The sequence below is a fragment of the Burkholderia singularis genome (assembly GCF_001718875.1).
Taxonomy (GTDB): domain Bacteria; phylum Pseudomonadota; class Gammaproteobacteria; order Burkholderiales; family Burkholderiaceae; genus Burkholderia; species Burkholderia singularis.
In genome coordinates this window covers 1,791,319-1,816,667 of the sequence record NZ_CP013449.1, presented here as the reverse complement: position 1 = coordinate 1,816,667, position 25,349 = coordinate 1,791,319, and the positions used below count along the sequence as shown (strand labels likewise).

The following is a 25,349-nucleotide window of genomic DNA, read 5'->3' as shown; positions in this document are numbered from 1 at the left end:
CTTTTTATCGGGATCGCACGCACACGGGCAGCCGGCAGCCGCGATGCGAACCGCCGGCGTTGCGATGCTCCGGCGTGATGGCGCGGTCAATGGCGCGTGCATGCGCGCCGGACCGCCCGTGATGCCCGAGCGCGCATGCCGCCGCATGTGACGATGATCTTTGACGGGCGCAGCCGGGTGCACGCACCTAACTCGCTGCGTTCGCTTCCCGTGTCTGCCGCGGTTCGGCGGCGCCGTCGAGCCGGCGCGGCACGTTCAGCGGATTGCCGTCGCGCAGCGCGTCGGGCAGCAGCGCATCCGGCACGTTCTGATACGAAACGGGGCGCAGGAAGCGCTCGATCGCACGTGCGCCGACCGACGTCGTGCGCACGTCCGACGTCGCCGGAAACGGGCCGCCGTGCACCATCGCGTGGCCAACCTCGACGCCCGTGCCGAAGCCGTCGATGAGGATGCGCCCCGCCTTGCGTTCGAGCGTTGGCCGCAACGTGCGGAACAGCGGCGCGTCGCCGTCGCCGAGATGCGCGGCGATCGTCAGCTGGCCTTCGAGCGAGCGCAGCGTGCGATGCAGCGTGTCGAGATCCGCGCAGCGGACGATCAACGACGCCGGACCGAATACTTCGTCGCGCAGTTCGGCGTGCGACGCGAACGCCTGCGCCGACGTCGCGAACAGCGCCGCGCGTGCCTGATGCCGGTCCCCCGCGATGCCTTCGCCAAGCTGTTCGAGCGCATCGTGCGATGCCAGCCGCGCGACGCCTTCGACGTAGCTCGCGTGAATGTGCGGCGTCAGCATCGTCGCGGGCGCGGCGGCGGCAACCGCGCGGGCCGCCGCGCGCTCGAACGCGCGCAGCGCCGGGCCGTCGATACCGAGCACGAGGCCGGGGTTCGTGCAGAACTGGCCCGCGCCGAGCGTCAGCGACGCAACGAACTGCTGCGCGATCGCATCGTGCCGCGCTGCGAGCGCGCCCGGCAGCAGCAGCACCGGATTGATCGCGCTCATTTCCGCATAGACGGGGATCGGCTCGTTGCGCGCCGCCGCGATGTGCATCAGCGCGAGGCCGCCGCGCCGCGAGCCGGTGAAGCCGACCGCCTTGATGCGCGGATCGGCGACGAGCGCCTGGCCGATCTCGTAGGATGAGTCGAACAGCAGCGAGAACACGCCGTCGGGCATCCCGGATTCGCGCGCGGCCGCCTGGATCGCGCGGCCGACCAGCTCCGACGTGCCCGGATGCGCGCCATGGGCCTTGACGATCACCGGGCAGCCGGCCGCGAACGCGGCTGCGGTGTCGCCGCCCGCGACCGAGAACGCGAGCGGAAAATTCGATGCGCCGAACACCGCAACCGGCCCGATTGCGATATTGCGCAGCCGCAAATCGGCGCGCGGCTGAGGCTGACGGTCGGGGCGGGCGGGATCGATCCGCACGTCGAGAAAGCCGCCGTCGCGCACGAGTTGCGCGAACAGCGCGAGTTGACCGACCGTGCGTGCGCGTTCGCCTTCGAGGCGCGCGCGCGCCAGCCCTGTTTCGGCGGCGCAGCGCTCGATCAGCGCATCGCCGAGCGCGACGATTTGACGGCCGATCGCATCGAGGAACGCCGCGCGGGCTTCGAGCGGCGTTTCGCGATAGGCGTCGAATGCATCGTCGGCAAGCGCGCAAGCGCGGTTCAGATCGCGCAGGCTCGCGCCGCCGAATGCGGGCTCGATCGGCTCGCCGGTGGCGGCATGGATGGCGCGAAACGAGCCGTTGTGTCCGGGCACCGCGGATTGACCGATCAAAAGCTGGCCTGTGAGTCGCATGGTTTTCCTCGAAAAAGGGCCGGCCGGGTATCGTCTGCCCGGCCGTCAAACAAAAAACGGTGAATCGGCAGGAGAGCCGCGTATCAGTGCTCGTCGTCCTCGAGCTGCAACTTCGCGCGCGGCACCCCGGTATGCGCGCCCCAGTAATAGATGACGAGCGCGATCACCGCGACGGCGCCCGTGTCGTAAGGGTGCGCGAGACGGCCGGTGCCGCCGAATCCGCCGAGATACGATACCGCGATCATCAGCGCGTAGAACGCGATCAGCCACAGCGACGAGCGCACCTGTTCGGCCAGGCTCAACTGCTGGGTGGGCACCCAGCGGCGGCACGCAAGGTAGATCGCGTACATCGCGATCTGCAGGCCGAGCAGCCACGACACCGTGCTCCAGCCCGACCAGTAGACGATCAGCGCGGCAATCACGAACGATGCCGGGCCGGTGAGCGCGAACGCGCTCGCGCGGAACGGCCGCGGCAGGTCCGGCGCGGTGCGGCGCAGCGCGGCGACCGATACCGGCGCGAGCGCATAGCTCAGCACGAGCGCGGCTGATACGGTGTTGATCAGCGCTTCCCATGAGGGGAACGGCAGCGTCCAGAAGATCGCGAGGCCGAACGTGAGCCACAGCCCGGCGCGCGGAATGCCGGAGGCTTCATCGACGCGCGTGAAGACCTTGAAGAACGTGCCCGTCTTCGCCCAGCCGTAGACTACGCGCGGCGTCGCGTTCATATAGATGTTGCCGCAGCCGGACGGCGAAATCATCGCATCGGCGACAACCATGTACGCGAGCCAGCCGACGCCGAGCGCAAGCGCGATGTCGCGGTACGGCAGCGAGAACGCGTGGCTTACATCGCGCCAGCCGTGCGCGAGCGCCGCGGCCGGGATGCTGCCGACGAACGCGAGCTGCAACAGCACGTAGATCAGCGTCGACAGCACGATCGACAGAATCAGCGCGATCGGAATCGTGCGCTGCGGGTTGCGCACCTCGCTCGCGACCGACACGATCGGCGTAAGCCCGAGATACGCGAAAATGATGCCGCCCGCCGACACCGCCATTTCGATGCCTTGCAGGCCGAACGGGGCGAAGCCGTGCGCGGTCAGATTCGCGGGCCGGAAGAACGTGAACAGCACCGCGATCACCGAGAGCGGCACGATGAACTTGAAGATGCTGATCACGTTGTTCGCCTTCGCGAACGTCTTCACGCTCGAATAGTTCAGGTAGAAGAAGAAACAGAGCAGCGCGGCCTGCACGAGCCAGCCGAGCGTCGTCGGGTTGCTCGATCCTTCGGCGGTGAGCCCCGCAAACCACGCGGCCGCATACTGGCGCGCCGCGACGACTTCGATCGCGATCAGGCTCGAGAACGCGATCAGTGTGATCGCGCCCATCAGGTAGCCGAGCAGCGGGCCGTGCGAGAACACCGGATAGCGAACCACGCCGCCCGCGCGCGGCAGCGCGGCGCCCAGTTCGCAGTAGACAATGCCCAGCAGCAGCACCGCGAAGCCGCCGATCAGCCAGGACAGGATGCCTGCCGGCCCCGCGATCGTCGATACGTGGCTCGCGGCGAACAGCCATCCCGATCCGAAGATCGCGCCCAGCCCGATGAACGTGAGATCGGTCAGCGAAAGCTGCTTCTTGAATTGGCCTCGGCTCGCGCCGGACGGCGCGGCAGGGGAAAGCGGTATGGATGGTTGCGCGTTGCCTTGGCTTGGCATGGGCTTGTCTCCTGATGTCTTCGTTTTGATGCGTGCGGCGGCTGCCGCTGGCGCGCGCCGGCTGGCGGACGAATCGGCGAGCGGGCGCGTGCTGACGCAATGCCGGCGCGAGCGGCAAACGCGTCGCTGCGCTCGCGCGGCGGCCGCCCGCGCCGGCCCGGCCGGCTCACCGCCGAGCGGCTCACCGTCTCGGGCAGGCCCGGCTGCTGCGGCGCGCCATTACATGCAGACGACTTCGCGCGGTAACGGGCCGGCGGCCAGCAACCGGCGTTCGCCGCTCAAAGACCGACGTCCGGCAGCGCCGGGCGATTCGCGAGCGCCTGCGCGACGATCGCCTTGACCTCGTCGAGCGCTTGGCCTTGCAGCGCGAGGCGCGGCGGGCGCGTGAGCGCGCTGCCGCGGCCCATCAGCTCTTCGCACAGCTTGATGCACTGGACGAGATCCGGCCGCGCATCGAGGTGCAGCAGCGGCATGAACCACCGGTACAGCGCGAGCGCCTCCTCGAAGCGCTTCTGCTTGGCAAGGCGAAACAGCGTCTCGCCCTCTTTCGGAAACGCGTTCGACATCCCCGATACCCAGCCTTGCGCGCCGAGCGCAATGCTTTCGAGCACCACGTCGTCGAGCCCGGCGAACAGCACGAAGCGATCGCCGAGCGCGTTGCGCAGATCGATGAAGCGGCGCGTGTCGCCCGACGAATCCTTGAAGCAGACGATGTTGTCGCAATCCTGAAGCGCGATCAGCACGTCGGGCGTCACGTCGTTCTTGTAGACCGGCGGGTTGTTGTAGACCATCACCGGCAAATCGGTGCTGGCCGCGACCGCGCGGAAGTGCGCGGCCGTCTCGCGCGGCGTGGCCGAATAGACGAGCGCGGGCATCACCATCACGCCGTCGACGCCGGCGCGCGCCGCCTCGCGCACCGTGTCGCAGGCGAACTGCGTCGTGAATTCGGCGATGCCGGCGACCACCGGCACCTTGCCGCCCGCGGCATCGCGCGCCGCTTCGATCACCGCGCGTTTTTCCGACGTGCTCAGCGACGTGTTCTCGCCGACCGTGCCGCAGACGACGAGGCCCGACACGCCGTCGTTCACCAGGTTTTTCACGACGCGGTGCGTCGCGTCGACGTCCAGTGAAAAGTCCGGCTTGAACTGGGTGCTGACGGCGGGGAACACCCCGCTCCATTGAATGGCATGACCGCTCACTGAAAATCTCCTGAGTTCGAATGGAATGGCCGACGCAAACCGTCGGTGAGGCATCCAGTATTGCCGTCGAAAAGCCGTGGCGCTTGAGGCTTTTCCAACCGTGAAAAGATGAAATCGGCACAGCCGCCCGCTTGTGCCGATTTCGTCGCGCGCATCATCGAAAACCCACAAGCGGCCGGACGTCCGACGCGGGAAGCTATGCATCTTTCTACCTCGAATCGACGCAATATGAAGCGCATCCACATCATCGATTCGCATACGGGCGGCGAGCCCACGCGCGTTGTCGTAGACGGTTTTCCGGCGCTGGGCGACGTGCCGATGGCCGAGCGTCTCGCGACGCTCGCGCGCGAGCACGACCGCTATCGCACCGCGTGCATCGTCGAGCCGCGCGGCAGCGACGTGCTGGTCGGCGCGCTGTTGTGCGAGCCGGTCTCGGCCAGCGCCGCGGCGGGCGTGATCTTCTTCAATAACGCCGGTTATCTCGGCATGTGCGGGCATGGGACGATCGGCGTCGTGCGCACGCTGCATCATCTGGGCCGTATCGCGCCGGGCGTGCACCGGATCGAGACGCCCGTGGGCGACGTCGAAGCGACGCTGCACGACGATCTGTCGGTCAGCGTGCGCAACGTGCGCGCGTACCGGTACCGGCAGGGCGTCGTCATCGACGTGCCGGGGCACGGCACGGTGACGGGCGATATCGCATGGGGCGGCAACTGGTTTTTCCTCGTCAACGACCACGGCCAGCGCGTCGCGGCAGACAACGTCGCGGCGCTGAGCGCCTACGCGTCGGCGCTGCGTGCGAGCCTCGAGCGCGCGGGCGTGAGCGGCGAGGGCGGCGCGTTAATCGACCACATCGAACTGTTTGCCGACGACCCCGAGCACGACAGCCGCAGCTTTGTGCTATGCCCGGGCCTCGCTTACGACCGCTCGCCGTGCGGCACCGGCACGAGCGCGAAGCTCGCGTGCCTAGCCGCGGACGGCAAGCTCGCGCCCGGCGCGACATGGCGGCAGGCGAGCGTGATCGGCAGCGTGTTCTCGGCGAGCTACGCGCCCGCCGAAGGCGGCGTCGTACCGACCATCCGCGGCCGCGCGCATCTGAGCGCCGAGGCGACGCTCTTGATCGAGGACGACGACCCGTTCGGCTGGGGCATCGTTTCGTGAACCTCGCGCATGATTCGCAGGCCGATGTCGTGGTGATCGGCGCGGGCATCGTCGGTGCCGCGTGCGCGCACGAATTCGCGCTGCGCGGGCTGCGCGTGCTGGTCGTCGACGACGGCCGGGGCGGCGCGACCGGCGCGGGGATGGGCCACCTCGTTGCGATGGACGGCAGCGCCGCCGAACTGGCGCTCGCGCATTACTCGATCGGGCTGTGGAACGCGCTGCGCGATGCGATGCCCGAGGCGTGCGCATACCGCAATTGCGGCACGCTGTGGCTTGCAGCCGATGCGCACGAAATGGATCTCGCGCGCGCGAAGCAAGCCGCGCTTGCCGAGCACGGCGTGGCGGGCGAGCTGATCGGGCGCGCTGCGCTCGCCGCGCTCGAACCGATGCTGCGCGCGGATCTCGGCGGCGCGCTGAGGATTGCCGGCGACGGCATCCTGTACGCGCCCGCCGCCGCGCAATGGCTGTTGTCCCGGCTGCCGGGCGTGACGGTGTGTCGCGCGAAGGCGGTGGCCGTCGAAGGCCCAAGCGTGACGCTCGACGGCGGCCGCACGCTGCGCGCGGCGCACGTCGTCGTCGCGAACGGCGTTGCCGCGCGCGAGTTGCTGCCCGAGCTGCCGCTCGTGCCGAAGAAGGGGCATCTGGTGATCACCGACCGCTATCCGGCGCGGGTGTCGCATCAACTCGTCGAGCTGGGTTATGCGGCGAGCGCGCACGCAAGCGGCGGCACGTCGGTCGCATTCAATGTGCAGCCCAGACCCACCGGTCAGCTGTTGATCGGTTCGTCGCGGCAGTTCGGCACCGACGAGCCGGGCGTCGAGATGCCCGTGCTCGGACGGATGCTGCGCCGCGCGATCCATTATTTGCCCGCACTCGCCGATCTCAATGGCATCCGCGCATGGACGGGCTTTCGCTCGGCCAGCCCCGACGGCTTGCCGCTGCTCGGCGAGCATCCGTCGCAGCCCGGCCTGTGGCTCGCGCTCGGGCACGAGGGGCTCGGTGTGACCACCGCGCCCGGCAGCGCGCGCGTGCTGGCCGCGCGAATGTTCGGCGAGCGCGCGGCGATCGACGTCGAGCCGTTTTCGCCGGGGCGTTTCCTGCCGACGCCGGGCATCGCGGCAAGCGGAGCGTTGCAATGATCATTTATCTGGACCGTCGCGCGCTGGCCGTGGCCGACGGCATGACCGTCGCGGCCGCGATTGCGCTGAGCGGCGACGATACGGCCCGCACATCCTGCAGCGGCGCTGCGCGCGCGCCTTTTTGCGGGATGGGGATTTGCCACGAATGCCGGGTGACGGTCGATGGGCGGCGCATGCTCGCCTGTCAGACGCTTTGCCGCGAAGGCATGCAGGTGGAGCGAACGAGATGACGAACGAACATCGCAGCGTCGATGTGGCGATTATCGGCGCGGGGCCGGCGGGGCTGGCGGCGGCGCGGGCTGCCGTGCGCGGCGGCCGCACGGTCGCGGTCATCGACGACAATCCGCGCGCGGGCGGGCAGATCTGGCGGCAAGGGCCCGCCGCCGTGCTGCCGGCGCGGGCCGCCGCCGCGTTCGGCGTGTTGAGCGAGCCGGGTGTGCATTATCTCGCGCTCACGCGCGTCGTTGCCGCGCCTCGGCCCGGTGCGTTGTTGCTGGAGGACGCGCAGCGCGCGCTGCTGCTCGACTACCGGGCGCTGATTCTGTGCTGCGGCGCGCGCGAACTGCTGCTGCCGTTTCCCGGCTGGACGCTGCCCGGCGTGACGGGCGCGGGCGGCTTGCAGGCGCTGATCAAGGGCGGCTTGCCGGTGCGCGGCGAGCGCATCGTGATCGCGGGCAGCGGGCCGTTGCTGCTCGCGTCGCTCGCGACGGCGCGGACGGCGGGCGCGCAGGTGGTCGCGCTCGTCGAACAGGCGCCGCGCGCCGCGCTTGCGCGCTTTGCGCTGTCGCTCGCGGCGGCGCCGGCGAAGCTGGTGCAGGCCGTGCATTTGTCGCGCGGCTTCGTCGGCACGCGCTACCTGACGGGCAGCGTCGTAGGCGCCGCACATGGCGACGCTCGCGTGCGCGCGGTCACGATCGAGCGCGGCGGTGCGCGCGAAACGCTCGATTGCGACCGGCTCGCATGCGGCTACGGCCTGGTGCCGAATGTCGCGCTCGCGCGCGCGCTCGGCTGCGATGTGCGCGATGGCGCGATCGCGACGCACGGCGCGCAGCGCACGTCGGTCGAGCGTATCTATGCGGCGGGCGAATGTACGGGAGTGGGTGGCGTCGAGCTTGCGCAGATCGAAGGGGAACTGGCCGGGCTTGCCGCAAGCGGTGCGGATGCGACGCCCGCCGGCCGCCGGCGGGCCGCCGCGCTGCTGCGCCGCCGCGATGCGTGGCGGCGTTTCGCGGCCCGCGTCGCCGATACGTTTGCGCTTGGCGCTGCCGCCCGCGCGCTGCCGCCTGACGACACGCTGTTGTGCCGCTGCGAGGATGTGACGATCGGCGCGGTGCGCGCGCATGCATCGGCGCGTGACGCGAAGCTGGTGACGCGCTGCGGGATGGGCGCGTGCCAGGGGCGGGTTTGCGGCGCGGCAGCGCACGCGTATTTCGGCTGGGACGACGCGACGCCGCGCGAGCCGTTCTCGCCGGCGCGAATCGGCAGCCTGGCTTGCGATGACGCCCGCGCCGAAGCTTGACGCCGGCCGGCTGCGTCGCGTCGAAATGCCGTGCGCAGCCGCAAGCGGATCACGGCCGGAGGCGGCTGCTTCGGTCGCCGCTTCATCGCTGCTGTGACGGCTCCTATAATCGACGCCATCCGTGTCCCGATACACGAGTCTTCCATGATGACCTTGCTTGCCGTGCCGCCTGCAACCTCGTCCGCCATCCGGCCGGACGACACATCGGACAATACGAGCGACGACGGCTTCGCCGCGCTGCTTGCGCACTTTACGCAGCTCGAACCGGTGTTCGATGCGCTTCCCGACGTCGCGTTCTTCGTCAAGGACGCGCATGCGCGCTATGCGCTGGTGAACCGCACGCTCGCGCAACGCTGCGGCTACAAGGACAAACGCGCGTTATACGGCAAGACCGCCGCCGAGGTCTTTCCGATCCGCTTCGGGCGCAGCTATGCAGAGCAGGACCGCGCGATCATCGGCGGCGGCCGGCCGCTTGCCGACCAGCTCGAATTGCATCTGTACGCGGGCCGAGAGCCTGGCTGGTGCCTGACCTGCAAGGAGCCGCTGCGCGATGCGCGGGGGCGCATCGTCGGCATCGCCGGGCTGTCGCGCGATCTGCGCGCGCACGAGAGTTCGCACCCGGCCTACAGCCGCATCGCCGACGTGGTGCGCCATATCCACGAGCATTACGCCCAGCCGCCGAACCTCAAGCATCTTGCGCAAATGGCGGGGATGTCGGTCGCGCAGCTCGAACGCTATTTCCACAAGGTATTTCATCTGACCCCGCGGCAGATGCTGCTGAAAGCGCGCCTCGATGCCGCGACGGCGTTTCTCGTCACGCACGACAAGGTCACGGACGTCGCGGCGCTATGCGGCTATACCGATCACAGCGCATTCACGCGGCAGTTCAAGGCGACGGTGGGGGTGACGCCGACCGAGTATCGGCTTGCATTGCAGGAGGGCGGCGCGTAGGCGGGCGCATTTCAGGAGGGCAGCGCGTAAGCGGGCGCATTTGTTCCGCGCGCCGGGCTTCGGGCCGGTGTGCGCGGCGATGCGGGAATTCAGATTCGACGGGCGCCGCCGCAGGCCGGAAAGATCAGCGGTAGCCGAGGCCCTTGAGCACGGCCGTGCCGTTTTCCGTCAGACGAAAAGCGGGCGACGAATCGGCATCGGAACTGATTCGTTCGACGAGACCGGCTTCCTGCAGCGCAGGCAGCTCGGGTTTGGCGTTTGCGCCGATGGGCGCGTGCAGCATGATCAGCAGCGTCGCGATTTCGTGATGGCTCAGCAGGCGGCGCAGCATGGTTTTCGATTTGGCGGGGGGCGCGGTGGTTTGGCCCGCGGCAGACGTATTGTCGACAGGGGTCATTCCATTCTCCTATGCGAACATTGGGACGGATGATGCCGTGGCTTTCTTAAGCGATGCTTAAAGCGCCCGTGAAAGGGCGGGGCTGTGCCAAACCGCGTGCTCTGACCAAAGCGAATTCGGGTTGCACCGAGGCTGGCGCGTCGGCGCCTGCTGTGCCGCGGGTGCTGTCTCGGGCCGGCCGCACGCACCATCGACGCAAGCGGGGCCGGGGTGTGCGGTGCAGTACGGTTTCAGCCCGAACGGCCGTGTCGAAATCGTAGGACGAAAGTGAGGCGAAGCCGGATGCGTCGCGTAGCATTTCGCGTCCAGCGTCCAGCGTCCAGCGTCCAGCGTCCAACGCCAACGCCAACGCCAACGCCAACGCCAACGCCAACGCCAACGCCAACGCCAACGCCAACGCCAACGCTCAGCACCCAACGTTCAACACCGGCACGCCCTACGCGCACCGCCAGCGCCCCCCGTCCGTAGCAGGCCGGCTCGACAGCGAAGGTGCCGCCAGACGCGGCACTCATTGCCCATGCCGCGCCCGCGACTGGCTCACTTCCTGCGCTGGGCCTGCGCGGCAAGCCGCACCGCCGCGTTTGCCGCGCCGTAGCCGTCGTAGCCGCCGCGCCGCTCGACAAGCTCGAACGAAAAGCGGTTATCGACCAGCTCGGTATAGGCATGCAGAAATTCGCCCCCCGTCTCGTCGCGGTCGTACAGCAAATTGTGCCGGCTCAAATGTTCGATCGTGTCGTCGGGCAGCGCGTAGCGCGCCGCGAGATCGTCGTAGTAATTGCGCGGAATCCTGAGGAACGGCACGCCGTCGGCCGCGAATTCGGCGATGGCCGTGGCGATGTCGTCGGTGCGGAACGCGACGTGATTGAGCCCCGAACCTCGATAGCGATGCAGCGATTCGACGAGCGCCGTGTGCCGGTCCACCGACGCGTTGAGCGCGATGCGCACCGAGCCGTCCGCGTTGCGCACCGCGCGGCTTCTGACGAGCCCGTAAGGGTCCGGCACCAGCCAGTTGCGTTCAGCCTCGAAGCCGAACACGGTCTTGAAGAACAGCACCCAGGCGTCGAGCGCGTCGGCGGGCAGCGCGAGGCAGACGTGATCGATGCCGATGATCGGGCCGACTTCGCTGGGGCCGTCGATGTCGGTCAGCACGAAATCCGATTCGTAAAGCGTCGGCGCGCCGGGCGTTTCGTCGACGAAATATTCAAGGCTGCCGTCCGGCGCGCGCACGCCCGGCACGACGCGCTCGTTTGGGCCGACGCGGCCCGAGAACGGCGCATAGCCGTAGCCCGCCGCGCGTTCGAGCGCGCGCCGCGCATCGTCGACGCGAAACGCCGCCGCGCATAGCGATAGTCCGTGCGCCTGGAAGAACGCGTCGGCGAACGAATCGCGCTCGGCGTTCAGCACGATCGACGCCGCGCCATGCCGATACAGCATCACGTCCTTCGACCGATGGCGCCCCGCGAGACGAAAGCGCAGCTTGTCGAGCCAGCCGGCCACGTTGCTGGCGGCGGCCGCGTCGACCGCGAATTCGATGAACTGCACGCTGCTATGCGCGGGCGCGGGCGGCGGCGCGAACAGCGGCGGCAAGTCCGTTTGCTTTGATGTTCGTTCTGATGTTCGTGAATGCGCCGGGGCGTGCGGCGAGGCCTGCGCTGCCGCTGCCGCCGCCGATGCGTTCAACGATGATGCGTCGGGCGCCGGTCTGCCCGCTTCGGCATTCGATTCCCGAATCAACCGCGCGCGCGTCATCTCCTCGAGATAGAGTAGCGACCGGTAGCCGTCGGATGCCGTCGCGGCGGTCGGCGCCGCGCGAAATCCGTCGTTGAAGATTTCGAGCGACAGCGGCCCGTCGTAACCCGATTCGATCACGCGGGCGGTGAAGCCGGCGACGTCGAAATCGCCCTGGCCCGGAAACGACCGGTAGTGACGGCTCCATTCGAGCACGTCCATCGCGAGCCGCGGCGCATCGGCAATCTGGACGAACGCGATCCGTTCGCCCGGAATCTGCGCGATGCCGTCGGGCGAATCGTCGAGCGCGAGCGTGTGGAAGCTGTCGAGCGCGAGGCCGAGGTGCGGATGATCGACCGCGTCGATGAGCTGCCAGGCGTGTGCGTAGGTCTTCACGGTACGCGCCCAGGCGAGCGCTTCATAAGCCACGACGACACCCGCCTGTTGCGCGGCGATGGCGAGTGCGCCCAACTGGTCGACGAGCAGCGCGTGGTCGTCGAGCGTGTCCGGCGACACGCTGCTGCACAGCAGGATGCGATCCGTTCCCAATTCATGCATCAGATCGAATTTGCGCTTCGCGCGCTCGAGATTGCGCACGAGCCGCTCGGGCGTCACCCCTTCGAAATCGCGCAGCGGCTGAAACAGCACGATCGACAGGCCGAGATCGGCGGCGATGCTGCGCACGTCGGCGGGCGAGCCGTCGAAGTACAGCAAGTCGTTCTCGAAAATTTCGACGCCGTCGAAGCCCGCCGCGCGAATTGCGCTGAGTTTCTCGACGAGCGTGCCGGACAAAGAGACGGTGGCGATCGAACGTTGCATGGTTGGATTTCCTGCTGGCAAATGACGAAGCGTGCCCGCGCCGGGGCCAGGTTACGATTATAGGAACTAACTAGATGGTACAAATTATAGAAAACCCGGACAGACGCTGCACGCGTATGCGTGCACACTGACGTCCAATGCCGAGGACGCGGCTCGGGCCGAGCGCCGCGGCTGATATACATACGTTGCTGTTTTTGCCGGAGAGTCATACATGAGCAAGCCGAAGGTGCTGGTTCTAAACGGGCCAAACCTGAACCTGCTGGGAACGCGCGAGCCGCATATATACGGCTCGCAAACATTGCAGGACGTCGAGCGGCTTTGCGCGGACGTCGCGCATACGCTGGGCCTCGCGCTGGAATTCCGGCAGTCGAATGCCGAGCATCAGTTGATCGACTGGTTGCACGAAGCGCGCGAGCGCGTGCAGGGCATCGTGATCAATCCGGCCGCGTACACGCATACGTCGGTCGCGCTTGCCGACGCGCTCACGGCGCTCGGCAAGCCAGTTATCGAAGTGCATATCTCGAACGTCCACCAGCGCGAAACGTTCCGGCACCATTCGTTCGTGTCGGCAGTCGCGCACGGGGTGATCTGCGGCTGCGGTACGCAAGGCTACGCGTTCGCGCTGCAGCGGCTCGCGACGCTGCTCGTCCGGGAGACCGCGCAATGACTGCACGCTCGTTTTTGATCGGGCTGATCGGCTCGGGGATCGGCGCGTCGTTGTCGCCCGCGATGCATGAGGAGGAAGGGCGCCGGCAGGGCTTCAATTACGTCTACCGCCGCATCGATCTCGACGCGCTGCGCTTGTCGGCCGATGCGTTGCCAGATCTGTTGACGGCCGCCGAGCGGATGGGCTTCGACGGCCTGAACATCACGCATCCGTGCAAGCAGCGCGTGATCGGCTGTCTCGACGAACTGTCGGCCGACGCGGACGCACTCGGCGCGGTCAATACGGTGCGCTTTGCCGACGGACGGCGCATAGGCTACAACACCGACTGGTCGGGCTTTGCGAAGGCATTCGCGAGCGGGCTGCCGGGCGCGTCGCTCGAGCGCGTCGTGCAGCTTGGCGCGGGCGGCGCGGGCGCGGCGGTGGCGCACGCGGCGCTGACGATGGGCGCGGCGGCGCTCACGCTGTTCGACATCGATACCACGCGTGCGCAGCAACTCGCCGGGCAGTTGCAGGCGCGTTTTCCGCACGCACAGGTCAGCGCGGGCGATTCGCTCGGCCACGCGCTTGCCGCCGCGAGCGGCCTGATCCACGCGACGCCGACCGGCATGCTCAAGCATCCGGGGCTGCCGCTGCCCGCCGGGCTGCTGCGCGGCGAGCTGTGGGTGGCCGATATCGTCTATTTTCCGCTCGAAACCGAATTGATCCGCACCGCGCGGGCGCTCGGTTGCCGCACGTTGCCGGGCGGCGGCATGGCGGTGTACCAGGCGGTCGATGCATTCGAGATTTTCACGGGCCGTGCGCCGGATGCGGCGCGGATGCTCGAGCATTTTCAGGCGCTCGTGCGCCGCTGAAAATCCGCCGCCGGACAGCGGACTCAGAGATCAGGCCGCTTGCAGGCTTGCTGAGGACGCAAGCCGCGCCGGGACAGGCGGGCTTTCCGGTGTGCGTCCGGCGGCCGCCCGGCGGCAACCGATGTTGCATTCAATCGAAGATATAAGGAGACACTGATGCCGCAGCCAATCCACCCCGACGTCACATCTGCCTCATCCGCCCGCGCCGGTGCGAGTGCGGTGCAGCCGCGCTCGAACGCGCGCTATCGGATTCTCGCGCTGCTTGCGATCGGCACGATGATCAATTATCTCGATCGCACGGTGCTGGGCGTGGCGGCGCCGGGGCTGACGAAGGAGCTCGGGATCGGCGCTGCTGCGATGGGCGTGATGTTTTCCGCCTTCTCGTGGACCTATGTGCTGTCGCAGGTGCCGGGAGGGCTGCTGCTCGACCGCTTCGGCAGCAAGCTCACCTATTACTGGTCGATGACGCTATGGTCCGCGTGCACGCTCGCGCAAGGTTTCGTGCATGGCGTCGCGCCGCTCCTCGCGTGCCGGCTTGGCCTCGGCGTGACCGAGGCGCCGTGTTTCCCGACCAACAGCCGGGTCGTCGCGACGTGGTTTCCGCAGCAGGAGCGCGCGATGGCCACCGGCACTTATACGGTCGGCGAGTACGTCGGCCTGGCGTTCCTGAGCCCCGTGCTGTTTGCGTTGATGGGCGCGTTCGGCTGGCGCTCGCTGTTTTGGGCGGTCGGCGGCGTCGGCATCGCGTTCGGCCTCGTTTGGTGGAAGTGCTATCACGAGCCGCGCGATCATCCGCGCGCGAACGCAGCCGAGCTTGCTTATATCGATGCGGGCGGCGGCCTGGCGCAGCAGCCGGCATCGCGCGCGCAGCAGCCGTTCAGTTGGCGCACGGTCCGGCAACTGCTCGGCAAGCGGCAGCTCGCGGGCATCTGCATCGGTCAGTTCGCTGGCAACTCGACGCTCGTGTTCTTTCTCACGTGGTTTCCGACCTATTTGGCCACCGAGCGCCACCTGGGCTGGCTGAAAATCGGCTTTTTCGCGGTGCTGCCGTTCATCGCGGCCTCGGTTGGCGTGATGTTCGGCGGCATGCTGTCGGATTGGCTGTTGCGCCGGGGAAAATCGGCGAATGTCGCGCGCAAGCTGCCGATCATCGCAGGGCTGCTGCTTGCGTCGACGATCGTGCTCGCGAACTACGTGAAGAGCAATGAAGCGGTGATCGCGATCATGTCCGTTGCGTTTTTCGCGCAGGGAATGGCGGCGCTCGGCTGGACGCTCGTATCCGATATCGCGCCGCAAGGGCTGCTTGGCGTCACCGGCGGCGTGTTCAATCTCGCGGCCAATCTCGCGGGCATCGTCACGCCGCTCGTGGTCGGCTTTATCGTCGCGGCGACTGGGTCGTTCGTGGGGGCGCTTGCGTTCATCGGCGTGGTGGCGCTGATTGGCGCGCTGTCATACATCTTCGTCGTCGGCGAGATCAAGCGGATCGTGCTGTAATCCGCGTCGTCGAGCGCCGGCCGCGGTGCCTCGCGGCCGGCGCTCGACATGACACGCCCGCGCGCATGCAATTCAGACGAGCCGGCCCTGCATCAACGCAGCCTGATCCCAAGCGTATCCAACGCCCGTCCGATCGCCGCCACCGCGTCACGAACCTCCTGCACGCCGATTGCGCCAATGCACGCGACGCGAAACGTATCGGCCGTCGTCAACCGGCCCGGATACAGCAAATAGCCGGCTTCGCGCACCGCCTTGTATAACTCGTGGAACGAGTAAGCGTGATCGCGCGGCGCGTGAAACGTCGCGATCACCGGGCCTTGCGCGCGCGCGTCGAGAAACGGCTCGAAGCCGAGTCCGCGCATGCCGTCGATCAACACGTGGCAGTTCTGCGCATAGCGCGCACCGCGCGCCGGTTGCCCGCCCTCGGCGAAGAACTGATCGAGCGCCGCGCGCAATGCGGCCAGCACGTGCGTCGGCGGTGTAAAGCGCCACTGCGACGTGACGCGCATATACGTGTACTGATCGTGCAAATCCAACGCAAGCGACGGCGAGCGTCCCTCGCAGCTTCTCAACAGCGTGCGCCTCACGATCGCGAAACCGATGCCGGGCACTCCCTCGACACACTTGCCGCTCGCCGAGATCACCGCGTCGATCGGGCTGTCCGCGAGCGCGATCGGCAGCGCGCCGAACGAGCTCATCGCGTCGACAATCAAATGCTTGCGATGTCGCCCGCATATGGCGGCGATTTCGTCGAGCGGATTGACGATGCCCGCACTCGTCTCCAGATGCACGAGCGCAACGTGCGTGATCGACGGATCGCGCGCGAGCGCCTCGTCGAGCGCTTGCGCGCACACCGGCTCGTGCTCCGCGAACGCCAGCTCGACGTGCGCAATGCCAAGCCGGGTCAGGATGCGTGCGATCCGGGCGCAATACGCGCCGTTGTTCGGCACCAGCACGCGGCCGTCGCGTGGCACGAGCGTGCCGAGCGTCGCCTCGACCGCGAATGTGCCGCTGCCTTGCAGCGGCACGCAGACGAATTCGTCCTGTCCCTGCGCGATCCGGACGAGATCCGCGCAGACGCTGCGGGTCATCTGGGTGAAATCGACGCCCCATGCATCCCAATCTCGCAACATCGCCTCGCGCGTGGCGTGCGACGTCGTCAGCGGGCCTGGAGTCAGCAAAATGGGATCGGATGCATGCATTGCCGGGTGGTTCCTTGTTCGATAAAAGGGGCAGCAGAATCGGTCGGGGCTTGTGCGGTATCGCGGGAAAACGTGCGGCCGTTCTGAATTTGAAGTGCCTTCACGGGGCTGTCATCGAACGTTGTGATGCTTACGTTTTTTGCGAAAACCGCAGCCTTTGGCTGTTTGCGGATCACCCTACAGAGAGGCGGAGATGACGCATTCGAATTCCCCGTGCCGCGGCGCTTGGCGCCGCCTCGTGCTGGCAGCCGGCGCGGCGATGGTGTTGCAGGGTGTCGCGGTAAAGGCGCAGGCGGCCGCGGTCGTGCTGTATACGGCCGACGGTCTCGAGAACCTGTATCGCGACGTGCTGCCCGCGTTTGAAAAACAGGCGGGCGTGAAAGTCAACATCGTCACGGCGGGCAGCGGCGAGGTGGTGAACCGCGCGAACGTCGAAAAAGGCTCGCCGAAGGCCGACGTGATCGTCACGCTGCCGCCTTTCATTCAGCAGGCGGGCCAGCTGGGCCTATTGCAACCGTACCAGAGTGTGAATTACAAGAATGTGCCCCAGATCGCAAAAGCGGAAGACGGCACCTGGGCAACGTTCGTCAACAACTATTTTTCGTTCGCGATCAACCCGGCCGTCGTGAAAAGCCAGCCGAAGACGTTCGCCGATCTGCTACATCCCGATTACAGCGGCAAGCTCGCGTATTCGAACCCGGCGACGGCGGGCGACGGAATGGCCGTGATCATTCTGACGAGCGCGCTGATGGGCGAGGACAAGGCATTCGACTATCTCGCGAAGCTCGAGCGCGGCGTGAAGTTCCACACCAAGGGAACGGGTTATCTGAACGTGCTGCTGTCGCGTAACGAGATCGCGGTGGCCAACGGCGATCTGCAGATGGATCTCGACGACGCCGAGCACGGCGGCCTGTCGATCAAGCCGGTCTTCATCGCCGCGAAGGAAGGCGAGCCGCCGACGACGTTCCAGCTGCCTTACGCGATTGGTCTGATCAAGAGCGGCCCGAACCAGGACGCCGGCAAGAAACTGATCGACTACCTGATGTCGGCCGACGTGCAGGCCAAGGTGCCGGACATGTTCGGCATCCCGGGCCGTACCGACGTGCCGCTCGCCGGCAAGAACGGCGAAGCGGTCAAGCGCGCGATCGCCGGCGTGAAGCTGATTCCGGTCGACTGGAACGCCGTGATGGCGAAAAAGCCGGTTTGGACCGAGCGCTGGAAGAAGGAAGTGATCGGCGATTCGGGCAAGCAGACCGAAGTCGTCAAGCCGAAATAAGCGGCGGCCAAGCCGAAGGACGAATACCGGTGGATACTGCGAGCTTTTCGCCTCCCGGCGCGTTCGGCGCGACGCAGCCTCAGGCAGCGCCGCGCACGGGCGCGCCGGGCGGCGTGCATATCGGGCACCTGAGCGTGCGCTACGGCGCGCGCACGGTGCTCGACGATCTATCGCTCGATATCGGCGCGGGCGAACTGCTCGCGGTGCTCGGTCAAAGCGGTTGCGGCAAGACCACCTTGTTGCGTTTCATCGCAGGCTTCGTGAAGGCGGATGGCCTGAGCGGCACGCTGAGCGTCGCCGGCCGCGATCTGACGCACGCGCCGCCGCATAAGCGCAATCTCGGCCTGTTGTTCCAGAACTATGCGCTGTTTCCGCATCTGTCGGTGTTCGAGAACGTCGCGTTCGGGCTGCGCGCGCGACGCATGGCGTCCGGCGAGATCGCGCGGCGCGTGACAGATGCGTTGAAGCTCGTGCAATTGGGCGATGCCGGACATCATTTGCCCGCGCAGTTGTCGGGCGGCATGCAGCAGCGGGTGGCGCTTGCGCGCGCGCTCGTCATCGAGCCCGATGTGCTGCTGCTCGACGAGCCGCTGTCGGCGCTCGATGCGAACCTGCGCGCATCGGTGCGCAGCGAATTGAAGGCGCTGCACGAGCGGCTGCCGAACTTGACCGTCGTGTGCGTGACGCACGATCGCGACGATGCGCTCGTACTTGCCGACCGCGTGTTGCTGATGCGCGAAGGGCGGATCGCGCAACTCGGCACGCCGCAGCAGCTCTACGACACGCCGGCCGACGGGTTTGTCGCACGTTATCTCGGCGCGGCGAATCTGCTGCCGCCGAGCGTCGTGTTCGCGCTCGGCGATGCTCGCCACGACATGCGTGACAAGGTCGCATGCGTGCGGCCCGAGCGGCTGACCGTGCGCCCGTTGGGCGAAGGGCGGCTGCACGGGACGATCGCATCGGTCGAATGGCATGGCGCGGCGTTGTCGCTGAGCGTCGTGCTCGATGCCGCATGCGACGAGCCCGTGCTCGTCATGCAACAGCGCGGCCGCGGCCATCCGCCCGAGCGCGGCGCGCGCGTGTCGCTCGATTGCGAGGCGGACGATGTCGTCCTTATCGCACCCTGAATCGCACGCGGCGCGCGCCGCCGTAGGCGAGCGCGCCGATGCTGGCCGCCTGCGCGCGTCGGCCGCCGAACACGATGCGGCGGCGCGGCGCCGCGAGCGCCGCGCGAACCTGCGCGTCGTCGCGCTCGCGGCGCTCGTGCTCGGACCGCTCGTGCTGTATCCGCTCGTGCGTCTGGTACTGCTGAGCATGATCGACTCACACGGGCCGACGCTCGCCGCCTATCGCACGTTCTTCTCGAACCATGACGTCCGCGACGTGCTTGGCACGACGCTGTGGGTGCTGTTCCTGAGCGCGGGCACGGCGTCGGTGACGGGCGTGCTGCTCGCGACGCTGCTGTTTTTTCGGCCGTTTCCCGGCGCATCGATTGTGACGCGCTTTCTGGAGCTGTATGTCGCGTTTCCGTCGTTTCTCGTCGCGTTCACGATGATTTTTCTGTACGGCTCGCAGGGCTCCGTCAGCATTGCGCTACAGCGTCTGTTCGGCCTCGACGCGCCCGCGCTCGATTTTCTGTTCGGCACGGGCGGCGTGATTCTCGCGCAGACGGTGTTCTACACGCCGTTCGTCGTGCGTCCGGCGCTCGCGTCGTTCGCGACGCTCGATCCACGGCTCGTCGAGGCGGCGGCGAGCCTGGGTGCGAACGGATGGATGCAGGCCCGGCGCGTCGTGCTGCCGCTTGCGTGGCCCGGAATCGCAGCGGGGGTGATCCTGTGTTTTTTGCTGACGTTGAACGAATTCGGCATTCTGCTCGTGCTGGGCAGCGCGAAACTCGTGACGCTGCCGGTGGCGATCTACAGCAGCGCGACGGTCGATCTCGATCTGCCGGCAGCGGCGGCCGGCTCGGTCGTGATGCTGGCGATCTCGCTGACGCTTTATGCGTTGTACCGGCGGATGAGCCGGCGCGCGAATGAAGGCGGGCGCCATGCGGAGTGACGAACGTGCCCGCGCGGCGGTATTGGGCGACGGCAGCGTGACGGCCGAAAATCGTGCGTTCAGCGCCGTGATTTCGCGGGGCCATTGCGCGATGTCGTCGGCAGTCCGCGCGGATATCCCCGCGGCATCCCCAAGATGGCGGCAACCGCCGATGTTTGTCCCGCCGCCGCCATGTCGCGGCGGGAATCCGTTATTTGCTGAAGCACGCGCCCGAGGCGGCGTGGCCGTGCCGAGAGAGGAGCGAGATGCCGGCTGAGTTTTCGTCGCGCCGCATCGCGGTGCCGCGCCGAGAGCCACGCTGGACCGATGCGGCGGCGCGTCTTGCGTCGCGTGCGCTCGTCATATTTGCCGCCATTGCCTGCTGCTGGCTGTTCGTGCTGCCCGTTGTCGTCGTTGCGCTGTCGAGCGTGGCCGCGCAATGGTCGGGCACGATACTGCCCGCCGGCTATAGCTTGCGCTGGTATGAGCGCCTCGGCCGGCCCGAATTCGACGCGCTTGTCGCGAGCCTGGAAATCGGGCTTGGTGTGGCCGTGCTCGGCACGGCGCTCGGGATCGCGCTTGCGCTCGCGCTCGAAGCACGCGGCCGGCGCGGGATCGGCGCGTTCGTCGACGCGCTCGTGATGTTGCCGAACGGCGTGCCGAGCGTCGTGCTCGGGCTCGCGGTGCTGATCGCGTATCACACGAAACCTGTCGATTTGTCGAGTTCGCCCGCGATCGTCGTGCTCGTGCAGCTTGCGCTGGTACTGCCGTTTTGTTACCGATGCGCGGCGGCGGCGCTGCGTCCGGAATTGACGGTGTTGCGCGAGGCGGCGGCAAGCCTGGGCGCACCGCCCGCGATGGTGTTGTTGCGCGTGCTGTTGCCGCAACTCGTGCCCGCGATCCGCGCGAGCCTCGCGTTGGGTTTCGCGCTGTCGCTCGGTGAGCTTGGCGCGACGCTCACTGTCTATCCGCCTGGATTCGCGACCGTGCCGATCGTCGTGATCGGCGATGTCGAGCGTGGTTACTACCTGCCCGCATCGGCGTTGTCGCTGCTGCTGCTCGGCACGTCGCTCGTCGCTCTTATCGCGATCGCGGCGCGCGCGCCGCGATCGCGGCGTTGAGACGCGAAGGATGTATCGAAAGAAGTCCGCCCGGAAGGCGCGGGAAATACAAGAAGCGATCGGCGCCCAGGCCTGCCTGTCATCAAACCTGAACCGATGGCATGACGGCCGGCGATCGCGCCGATGTTCGATCGCGTGCCTTCACGCCGAGTCGATGGCAGCAAGCCGACGACGGGCTTCGCGAGCGTGTCGTCAATGAGTCGCGCACAGAAAGAGAAAGGGCCGCTGCGAGGGCGCATGCGGGCGGCGAGCCAAATTCGCTGAGCGGCGTGCGAAGCGAGCCGCGGCGGGGCTTGCACGCGTCGCCCGCACGAACTGCGATAGCTATGTGTGATGTGCGGCTGCCATTGACAGCCCATGCCGGCGCGGCGGGGCCGGCGGGGCGAACCCTCGCCCAATCCAATGCGTCGACGGGCTCGCCATCGTCAATATGACGAGCCGCCGCGCTCCGCCTGTTTCGCCGTCCGGGCGGAACAGACGGGCGGAAGATGCCTTAATGGAAGTGCGGCTGCGACGCAGACGCATCTTCCGGCATCTCCGCATGGACGATCTCGCCGAGCGGATCGGCATACAGCGGCACGCCGCAGTCGTCGCAGTATTCGGGCTCGAACCGGCCTGGGTGGCGGCGGATATCGGTGATGCCCGCTTCCTTCAGCAGCGTCACGATTTCCTCGAGCGGCCCGTCGACAGGCGCTTCGGACTCGAGCGTCGCGTCGTCGGCGGCCGCGTCGCCGTTCTCCCTGCCATACAACGGCCAGACGACGCCATAAATCACATCGTTGCTGCCGCGCCGGGTGAAGGCAACCCGATATTCGTCGATCCGGCGCTCGCCAAAGCCGGCGATCACGGCGCGCAAGTCCTGCGGCGTGGCGCCTGTCGTATCGAATAGATAGCGGATCGCCGTGCGCACGGTATGCGGGCGGATCCGCTCGTCGGCATCGCGGCAGGCGGAATAATAGGCATCGGGTAGCAGGCACTCGAATTCACAGCCGGGCAGCGCCGCCGTCAAATTCGCACCGCCTTGCGCCGACCATTGCTCGAGGCACTGGCCACGCTCGAGGCGCGTGCCGTGTTCTTCTTCCTGCCAGCGAAAGAGCGGTGCGCCGACGGGTGCGGCCGCCACGGCAAGCAGGAAGCGCGGATCGGCGAGAATCGGCGAGGTTTCAGGCAAGTCGCCGAAGTTGAGCTTGACCGGGTGATTGCCGAGCGCCGCATGAGCGAGTTGCTGCGCGAGTCGATAGGTTTCGACGTGGTGACGGGGCAACTGGTCGATGCTGTAAAGAAACGGGGCCATGGCGACGAGCGTGCCCTGCGCGAGCACGTGTGCTTGCAGATGAGTACGCAATAGGTCGGCGATCTCGGCCTTCAACGCGCCCGACGGAATCATATAGCGAGTCCACGCGAGCACGGGAATGGCAACGAGAAGCGCCTCGTATGGCTTGCCGTCGACCTCGACGGCAAGCGATTCACTATGCGTCTCTGCCATGTCGGCGAGCGCGCCGTAGGCGTCCGGATGATTCTGCTGAAGGTGGTCGAGCGCGGCGTCGAGGGTGGTCTGGTTGCCGTTGCGCACGATCTTCGCGAGCAGAGCGTCGAGCTTGGCTTCCCAGAAGCGATCTTCGACGCGGCTACCGGACGCGAACAGCGCGAGCGACAAGCCGACCAATTTGTCGGCATCGGGGGGGAGGCGTTTAGCGGTTCGCTGGCGCATAGATAGACATAATTGGATGCGAGGAACCTGTCATTTTAGTCTGTTCCGTGAGGGTGCTGCGGTTTACGACTTTCTGGCCGAAGCGTCACATGGGGGGCGGTGACTGGATTGCCTGAGAGAAAAAAATTTCGAGATACGCTTGCATGTAATGAATCTTATGACTAGAATCACGCCTCTTTCGCTGAAACGGAAACGGACAGCGGGGGAGAGAGAAGGAAGCGCAGCCGACTGCTAGAGAGGGAGTTGAAGCGGTAGGCGTAGCGAGTCAGGAAGCGGGACCCGGGTTTGCGACGACGAGATGGATAAAAAGTTGTTGACGGACGAAGAAAAGGGGTTCATAATTTCGCTTCTCTGCTGCTGACAACGCAGCGCTGCTGAGCGGGCAGGAAAGCTTGGCAGAAAATGCTCTTTAACAATGAACAGCCGATAAGTGTGGGCGCTTGATGGAAGCGGACCTGGTTTTACCGGGATAAGCAAAAGTATCAAGAGTCTCACACTAAAGTAAGTCAGGTTAATGAAGAGATTCATAACCTGTCAGCTTTGAGTGAGCGACCGGTTCTACGGAACCGAAAACAGTAACAGGCATTGAACTGAAGAGTTTGATCCTGGCTCAGATTGAACGCTGGCGGCATGCCTTACACATGCAAGTCGAACGGCAGCACGGGCTTCGGCCTGGTGGCGAGTGGCGAACGGGTGAGTAATACATCGGAACATATCCTGTAGTGGGGGATAGCCCGGCGAAAGCCGGATTAATACCGCATACGATCTACGGATGAAAGCGGGGGACCTTCGGGCCTCGCGCTATAGGGGTGGCCGATGGCTGATTAGCTAGTTGGTGGGGTAAAGGCCTACCAAGGCGACGATCAGTAGCTGGTCTGAGAGGACGACCAGCCACACTGGGACTGAGACACGGCCCAGACTCCTACGGGAGGCAGCAGTGGGGAATTTTGGACAATGGGGGCAACCCTGATCCAGCAATGCCGCGTGTGTGAAGAAGGCCTTCGGGTTGTAAAGCACTTTTGTCCGGAAAGAAAACCTAATGGCTAATAACCGTTGGGGATGACGGTACCGGAAGAATAAGCACCGGCTAACTACGTGCCAGCAGCCGCGGTAATACGTAGGGTGCGAGCGTTAATCGGAATTACTGGGCGTAAAGCGTGCGCAGGCGGTTTGCTAAGACCGATGTGAAATCCCCGGGCTCAACCTGGGAACTGCATTGGTGACTGGCAGGCTAGAGTATGGCAGAGGGGGGTAGAATTCCACGTGTAGCAGTGAAATGCGTAGAGATGTGGAGGAATACCGATGGCGAAGGCAGCCCCCTGGGCCAATACTGACGCTCATGCACGAAAGCGTGGGGAGCAAACAGGATTAGATACCCTGGTAGTCCACGCCCTAAACGATGTCAACTAGTTGTTGGGGATTCATTTCCTTAGTAACGTAGCTAACGCGTGAAGTTGACCGCCTGGGGAGTACGGTCGCAAGATTAAAACTCAAAGGAATTGACGGGGACCCGCACAAGCGGTGGATGATGTGGATTAATTCGATGCAACGCGAAAAACCTTACCTACCCTTGACATGGTCGGAAGCCCGATGAGAGTTGGGCGTGCTCGAAAGAGAACCGGCGCACAGGTGCTGCATGGCTGTCGTCAGCTCGTGTCGTGAGATGTTGGGTTAAGTCCCGCAACGAGCGCAACCCTTGTCCTTAGTTGCTACGCAAGAGCACTCTAGGGAGACTGCCGGTGACAAACCGGAGGAAGGTGGGGATGACGTCAAGTCCTCATGGCCCTTATGGGTAGGGCTTCACACGTCATACAATGGTCGGAACAGAGGGTCGCCAACCCGCGAGGGGGAGCCAATCCCAGAAAACCGATCGTAGTCCGGATTGCACTCTGCAACTCGAGTGCATGAAGCTGGAATCGCTAGTAATCGCGGATCAGCATGCCGCGGTGAATACGTTCCCGGGTCTTGTACACACCGCCCGTCACACCATGGGAGTGGGTTTTACCAGAAGTGGCTAGTCTAACCGCAAGGAGGACGGTCACCACGGTAGGATTCATGACTGGGGTGAAGTCGTAACAAGGTAGCCGTATCGGAAGGTGCGGCTGGATCACCTCCTTTCTCGAGCTTACCGCGAAGTGAAGCGCTCACGCTTATCGGCTGTTGATTAAGACAGACTCAGGGGTCTGTAGCTCAGTCGGTTAGAGCACCGTCTTGATAAGGCGGGGGTCGTTGGTTCGAATCCAACCAGACCCACCAAGTTGTCTGGACAAGGAAGCCTGAGAGGTCTCTGTATGGGGGCATAGCTCAGCTGGGAGAGCACCTGCTTTGCAAGCAGGGGGTCGTCGGTTCGATCCCGTCTGCCTCCACCAATCCTCAATGCCAAGGGTTTGCTGAACCGATCAGCGAATGCTTCGCATTGGCGATTGAGCCAGTCAGAGTGATGCAGGCAACTGTATCGGCTGTCGTTCTTTAACAATCAGGAAGAAGTAAGTAATTTGGATAGCGGAAGCGTCTTATGAGATGGACGTGGAAACTATCCGGGTTGTGATTGTATCGATGTATCTCAAGATGATTCG

The 25,349-nt window shown here is 66.0% G+C and carries 18 protein-coding genes, 2 tRNA genes, 1 rRNA gene and 2 pseudogenes; 15 read left to right on the top strand and 8 right to left on the bottom strand.

Annotated elements, in window-relative coordinates:
* Positions 1 to 187 precede the first annotated feature (187 nt).
* The 3 genes from AQ611_RS23370 to AQ611_RS23360 form a co-directional block, all read right to left on the bottom strand.
* Positions 188 to 1,792, bottom strand: coding sequence for an aldehyde dehydrogenase (NADP(+)) (locus AQ611_RS23370; RefSeq protein ID WP_069236231.1), 1,605 nt, complete (start codon positions 1,790 to 1,792; stop codon positions 188 to 190).
* Between the two features lie 83 nt (positions 1,793 to 1,875).
* Entirely contained in the window at positions 1,876 to 3,501 is a 1,626-nt protein-coding gene (locus AQ611_RS23365) for an APC family permease (protein ID WP_069236230.1), read from the bottom strand.
* Positions 3,502 to 3,779: 278 nt separating this feature from the next.
* Positions 3,780 to 4,700, bottom strand: coding sequence for a dihydrodipicolinate synthase family protein (locus AQ611_RS23360; RefSeq protein WP_069236229.1), 921 nt, complete (start codon positions 4,698 to 4,700; stop codon positions 3,780 to 3,782).
* 228 nt (positions 4,701 to 4,928) lie between these two features.
* Here AQ611_RS23360 and AQ611_RS23355 point away from each other — a divergent pair, with 228 nt between their 5' ends.
* From AQ611_RS23355 to AQ611_RS23335, 5 genes are all read left to right on the top strand, one after another.
* On the top strand, positions 4,929 to 5,861 hold the full coding sequence (locus tag AQ611_RS23355; protein ID WP_069236228.1) for a 4-hydroxyproline epimerase: 933 nt from the start codon (positions 4,929 to 4,931) through the stop codon (positions 5,859 to 5,861).
* Positions 5,858 to 7,000 carry an NAD(P)/FAD-dependent oxidoreductase gene (locus AQ611_RS23350; protein WP_069236227.1) on the top strand — a complete coding sequence of 381 codons (1,143 nt, stop codon included), beginning with the start codon at positions 5,858 to 5,860 and terminating at the stop codon, positions 6,998 to 7,000. Before AQ611_RS23355 ends, AQ611_RS23350 begins: the two co-directional genes overlap by 4 nt.
* Positions 6,997 to 7,230 (top strand): 2Fe-2S iron-sulfur cluster-binding protein, encoded by a 234-nt coding sequence (locus AQ611_RS23345; protein ID WP_059520723.1) that lies wholly within the window; start codon positions 6,997 to 6,999, stop codon positions 7,228 to 7,230. The genes AQ611_RS23350 and AQ611_RS23345 overlap by 4 nt, the downstream gene beginning before the upstream one ends.
* On the top strand, positions 7,227 to 8,519 hold the full coding sequence (locus AQ611_RS23340; protein WP_069236226.1) for an NAD(P)/FAD-dependent oxidoreductase: 1,293 nt from the start codon (positions 7,227 to 7,229) through the stop codon (positions 8,517 to 8,519). The genes AQ611_RS23345 and AQ611_RS23340 overlap by 4 nt, the downstream gene beginning before the upstream one ends.
* Positions 8,520 to 8,663: 144 nt before the next feature.
* Positions 8,664 to 9,470 (top strand): AraC family transcriptional regulator, encoded by an 807-nt coding sequence (locus tag AQ611_RS23335; protein WP_059520725.1) that lies wholly within the window; start codon positions 8,664 to 8,666, stop codon positions 9,468 to 9,470.
* 124 nt (positions 9,471 to 9,594) lie between these two features.
* Here the strand turns inward: AQ611_RS23335 and AQ611_RS23330 are convergent, their stop codons facing one another.
* From AQ611_RS23330 to AQ611_RS26815, 3 genes and pseudogenes are all read right to left on the bottom strand, one after another.
* Entirely contained in the window at positions 9,595 to 9,867 is a 273-nt protein-coding gene (locus AQ611_RS23330) for a hypothetical protein (protein WP_069236225.1), read from the bottom strand.
* 537 nt (positions 9,868 to 10,404) lie between these two features.
* Positions 10,405 to 11,454, bottom strand: a pseudogene (locus AQ611_RS26820) (4-hydroxyphenylpyruvate dioxygenase family protein); the annotation flags it as partial.
* Between the two features lie 144 nt (positions 11,455 to 11,598).
* Positions 11,599 to 12,414: pseudogene (locus AQ611_RS26815) on the bottom strand (sugar phosphate isomerase/epimerase family protein); the annotation flags it as partial.
* Between the two features lie 211 nt (positions 12,415 to 12,625).
* Between AQ611_RS26815 and aroQ the strand changes: the two are divergent.
* The 3 genes from aroQ to AQ611_RS23310 all read left to right on the top strand — a co-directional run bounded on the left by aroQ (position 12,626) and on the right by AQ611_RS23310 (position 15,426).
* A complete protein-coding gene (aroQ, locus tag AQ611_RS23320) occupies positions 12,626 to 13,081 on the top strand; it encodes a type II 3-dehydroquinate dehydratase (protein WP_059520728.1) in 456 nt (151 codons plus the stop codon).
* A complete protein-coding gene (locus tag AQ611_RS23315; RefSeq protein WP_069236223.1) occupies positions 13,078 to 13,932 on the top strand; it encodes a shikimate dehydrogenase in 855 nt (284 codons plus the stop codon). The genes aroQ and AQ611_RS23315 overlap by 4 nt, the downstream gene beginning before the upstream one ends.
* Before the next feature lie 156 nt (positions 13,933 to 14,088).
* Complete coding sequence (locus tag AQ611_RS23310) at positions 14,089 to 15,426, top strand: MFS transporter (protein ID WP_069236222.1); 1,338 nt, start codon at positions 14,089 to 14,091, stop codon at positions 15,424 to 15,426.
* Positions 15,427 to 15,518: 92 nt separating this feature from the next.
* On the opposite strand, the gene AQ611_RS23305 is transcribed toward AQ611_RS23310, so the two are convergent.
* Complete coding sequence (locus tag AQ611_RS23305; RefSeq protein WP_069236221.1) at positions 15,519 to 16,628, bottom strand: 2-aminoethylphosphonate--pyruvate transaminase; 1,110 nt, start codon at positions 16,626 to 16,628, stop codon at positions 15,519 to 15,521.
* Between the two features lie 193 nt (positions 16,629 to 16,821).
* Between AQ611_RS23305 and phnS the strand changes: the two genes are divergently transcribed.
* The 4 genes from phnS to phnV all read left to right on the top strand — a co-directional run bounded on the left by phnS (position 16,822) and on the right by phnV (position 21,062).
* Positions 16,822 to 17,904 (top strand): 2-aminoethylphosphonate ABC transporter substrate-binding protein, encoded by a 1,083-nt coding sequence (gene phnS, locus AQ611_RS23300; protein WP_059520732.1) that lies wholly within the window; start codon positions 16,822 to 16,824, stop codon positions 17,902 to 17,904.
* 29 nt (positions 17,905 to 17,933) lie between these two features.
* Positions 17,934 to 19,031 carry a 2-aminoethylphosphonate ABC transport system ATP-binding subunit PhnT gene (gene phnT / locus AQ611_RS23295; RefSeq protein WP_069236220.1) on the top strand — a complete coding sequence of 366 codons (1,098 nt, stop codon included), beginning with the start codon at positions 17,934 to 17,936 and terminating at the stop codon, positions 19,029 to 19,031.
* Positions 19,009 to 19,962 carry a 2-aminoethylphosphonate ABC transporter permease subunit gene (phnU, locus tag AQ611_RS23290; RefSeq protein ID WP_069236219.1) on the top strand — a complete coding sequence of 318 codons (954 nt, stop codon included), beginning with the start codon at positions 19,009 to 19,011 and terminating at the stop codon, positions 19,960 to 19,962. Before phnT ends, phnU begins: the two co-directional genes overlap by 23 nt.
* A gap of 245 nt (positions 19,963 to 20,207) precedes the next feature.
* Entirely contained in the window at positions 20,208 to 21,062 is an 855-nt protein-coding gene (gene phnV / locus AQ611_RS23285) for a 2-aminoethylphosphonate ABC transport system, membrane component PhnV (protein WP_069236484.1), read from the top strand.
* A 493-nt stretch (positions 21,063 to 21,555) separates the two neighbouring features.
* Here the strand turns inward: phnV and AQ611_RS23280 are convergent, their stop codons facing one another.
* Complete coding sequence (locus tag AQ611_RS23280; protein ID WP_059520736.1) at positions 21,556 to 22,773, bottom strand: DUF2863 family protein; 1,218 nt, start codon at positions 22,771 to 22,773, stop codon at positions 21,556 to 21,558.
* A gap of 587 nt (positions 22,774 to 23,360) precedes the next feature.
* Between AQ611_RS23280 and AQ611_RS23275 the strand changes: the two genes are divergently transcribed.
* From AQ611_RS23275 to AQ611_RS23265, 3 genes are all read left to right on the top strand, one after another.
* A 16S ribosomal RNA gene (locus AQ611_RS23275) occupies positions 23,361 to 24,891 on the top strand.
* 61 nt (positions 24,892 to 24,952) lie between these two features.
* Positions 24,953 to 25,029: transfer RNA gene (locus tag AQ611_RS23270), tRNA-Ile, on the top strand.
* Between the two features lie 37 nt (positions 25,030 to 25,066).
* Positions 25,067 to 25,142, top strand: a tRNA-Ala gene (locus tag AQ611_RS23265).
* Positions 25,143 to 25,349 lie beyond the last annotated feature (207 nt).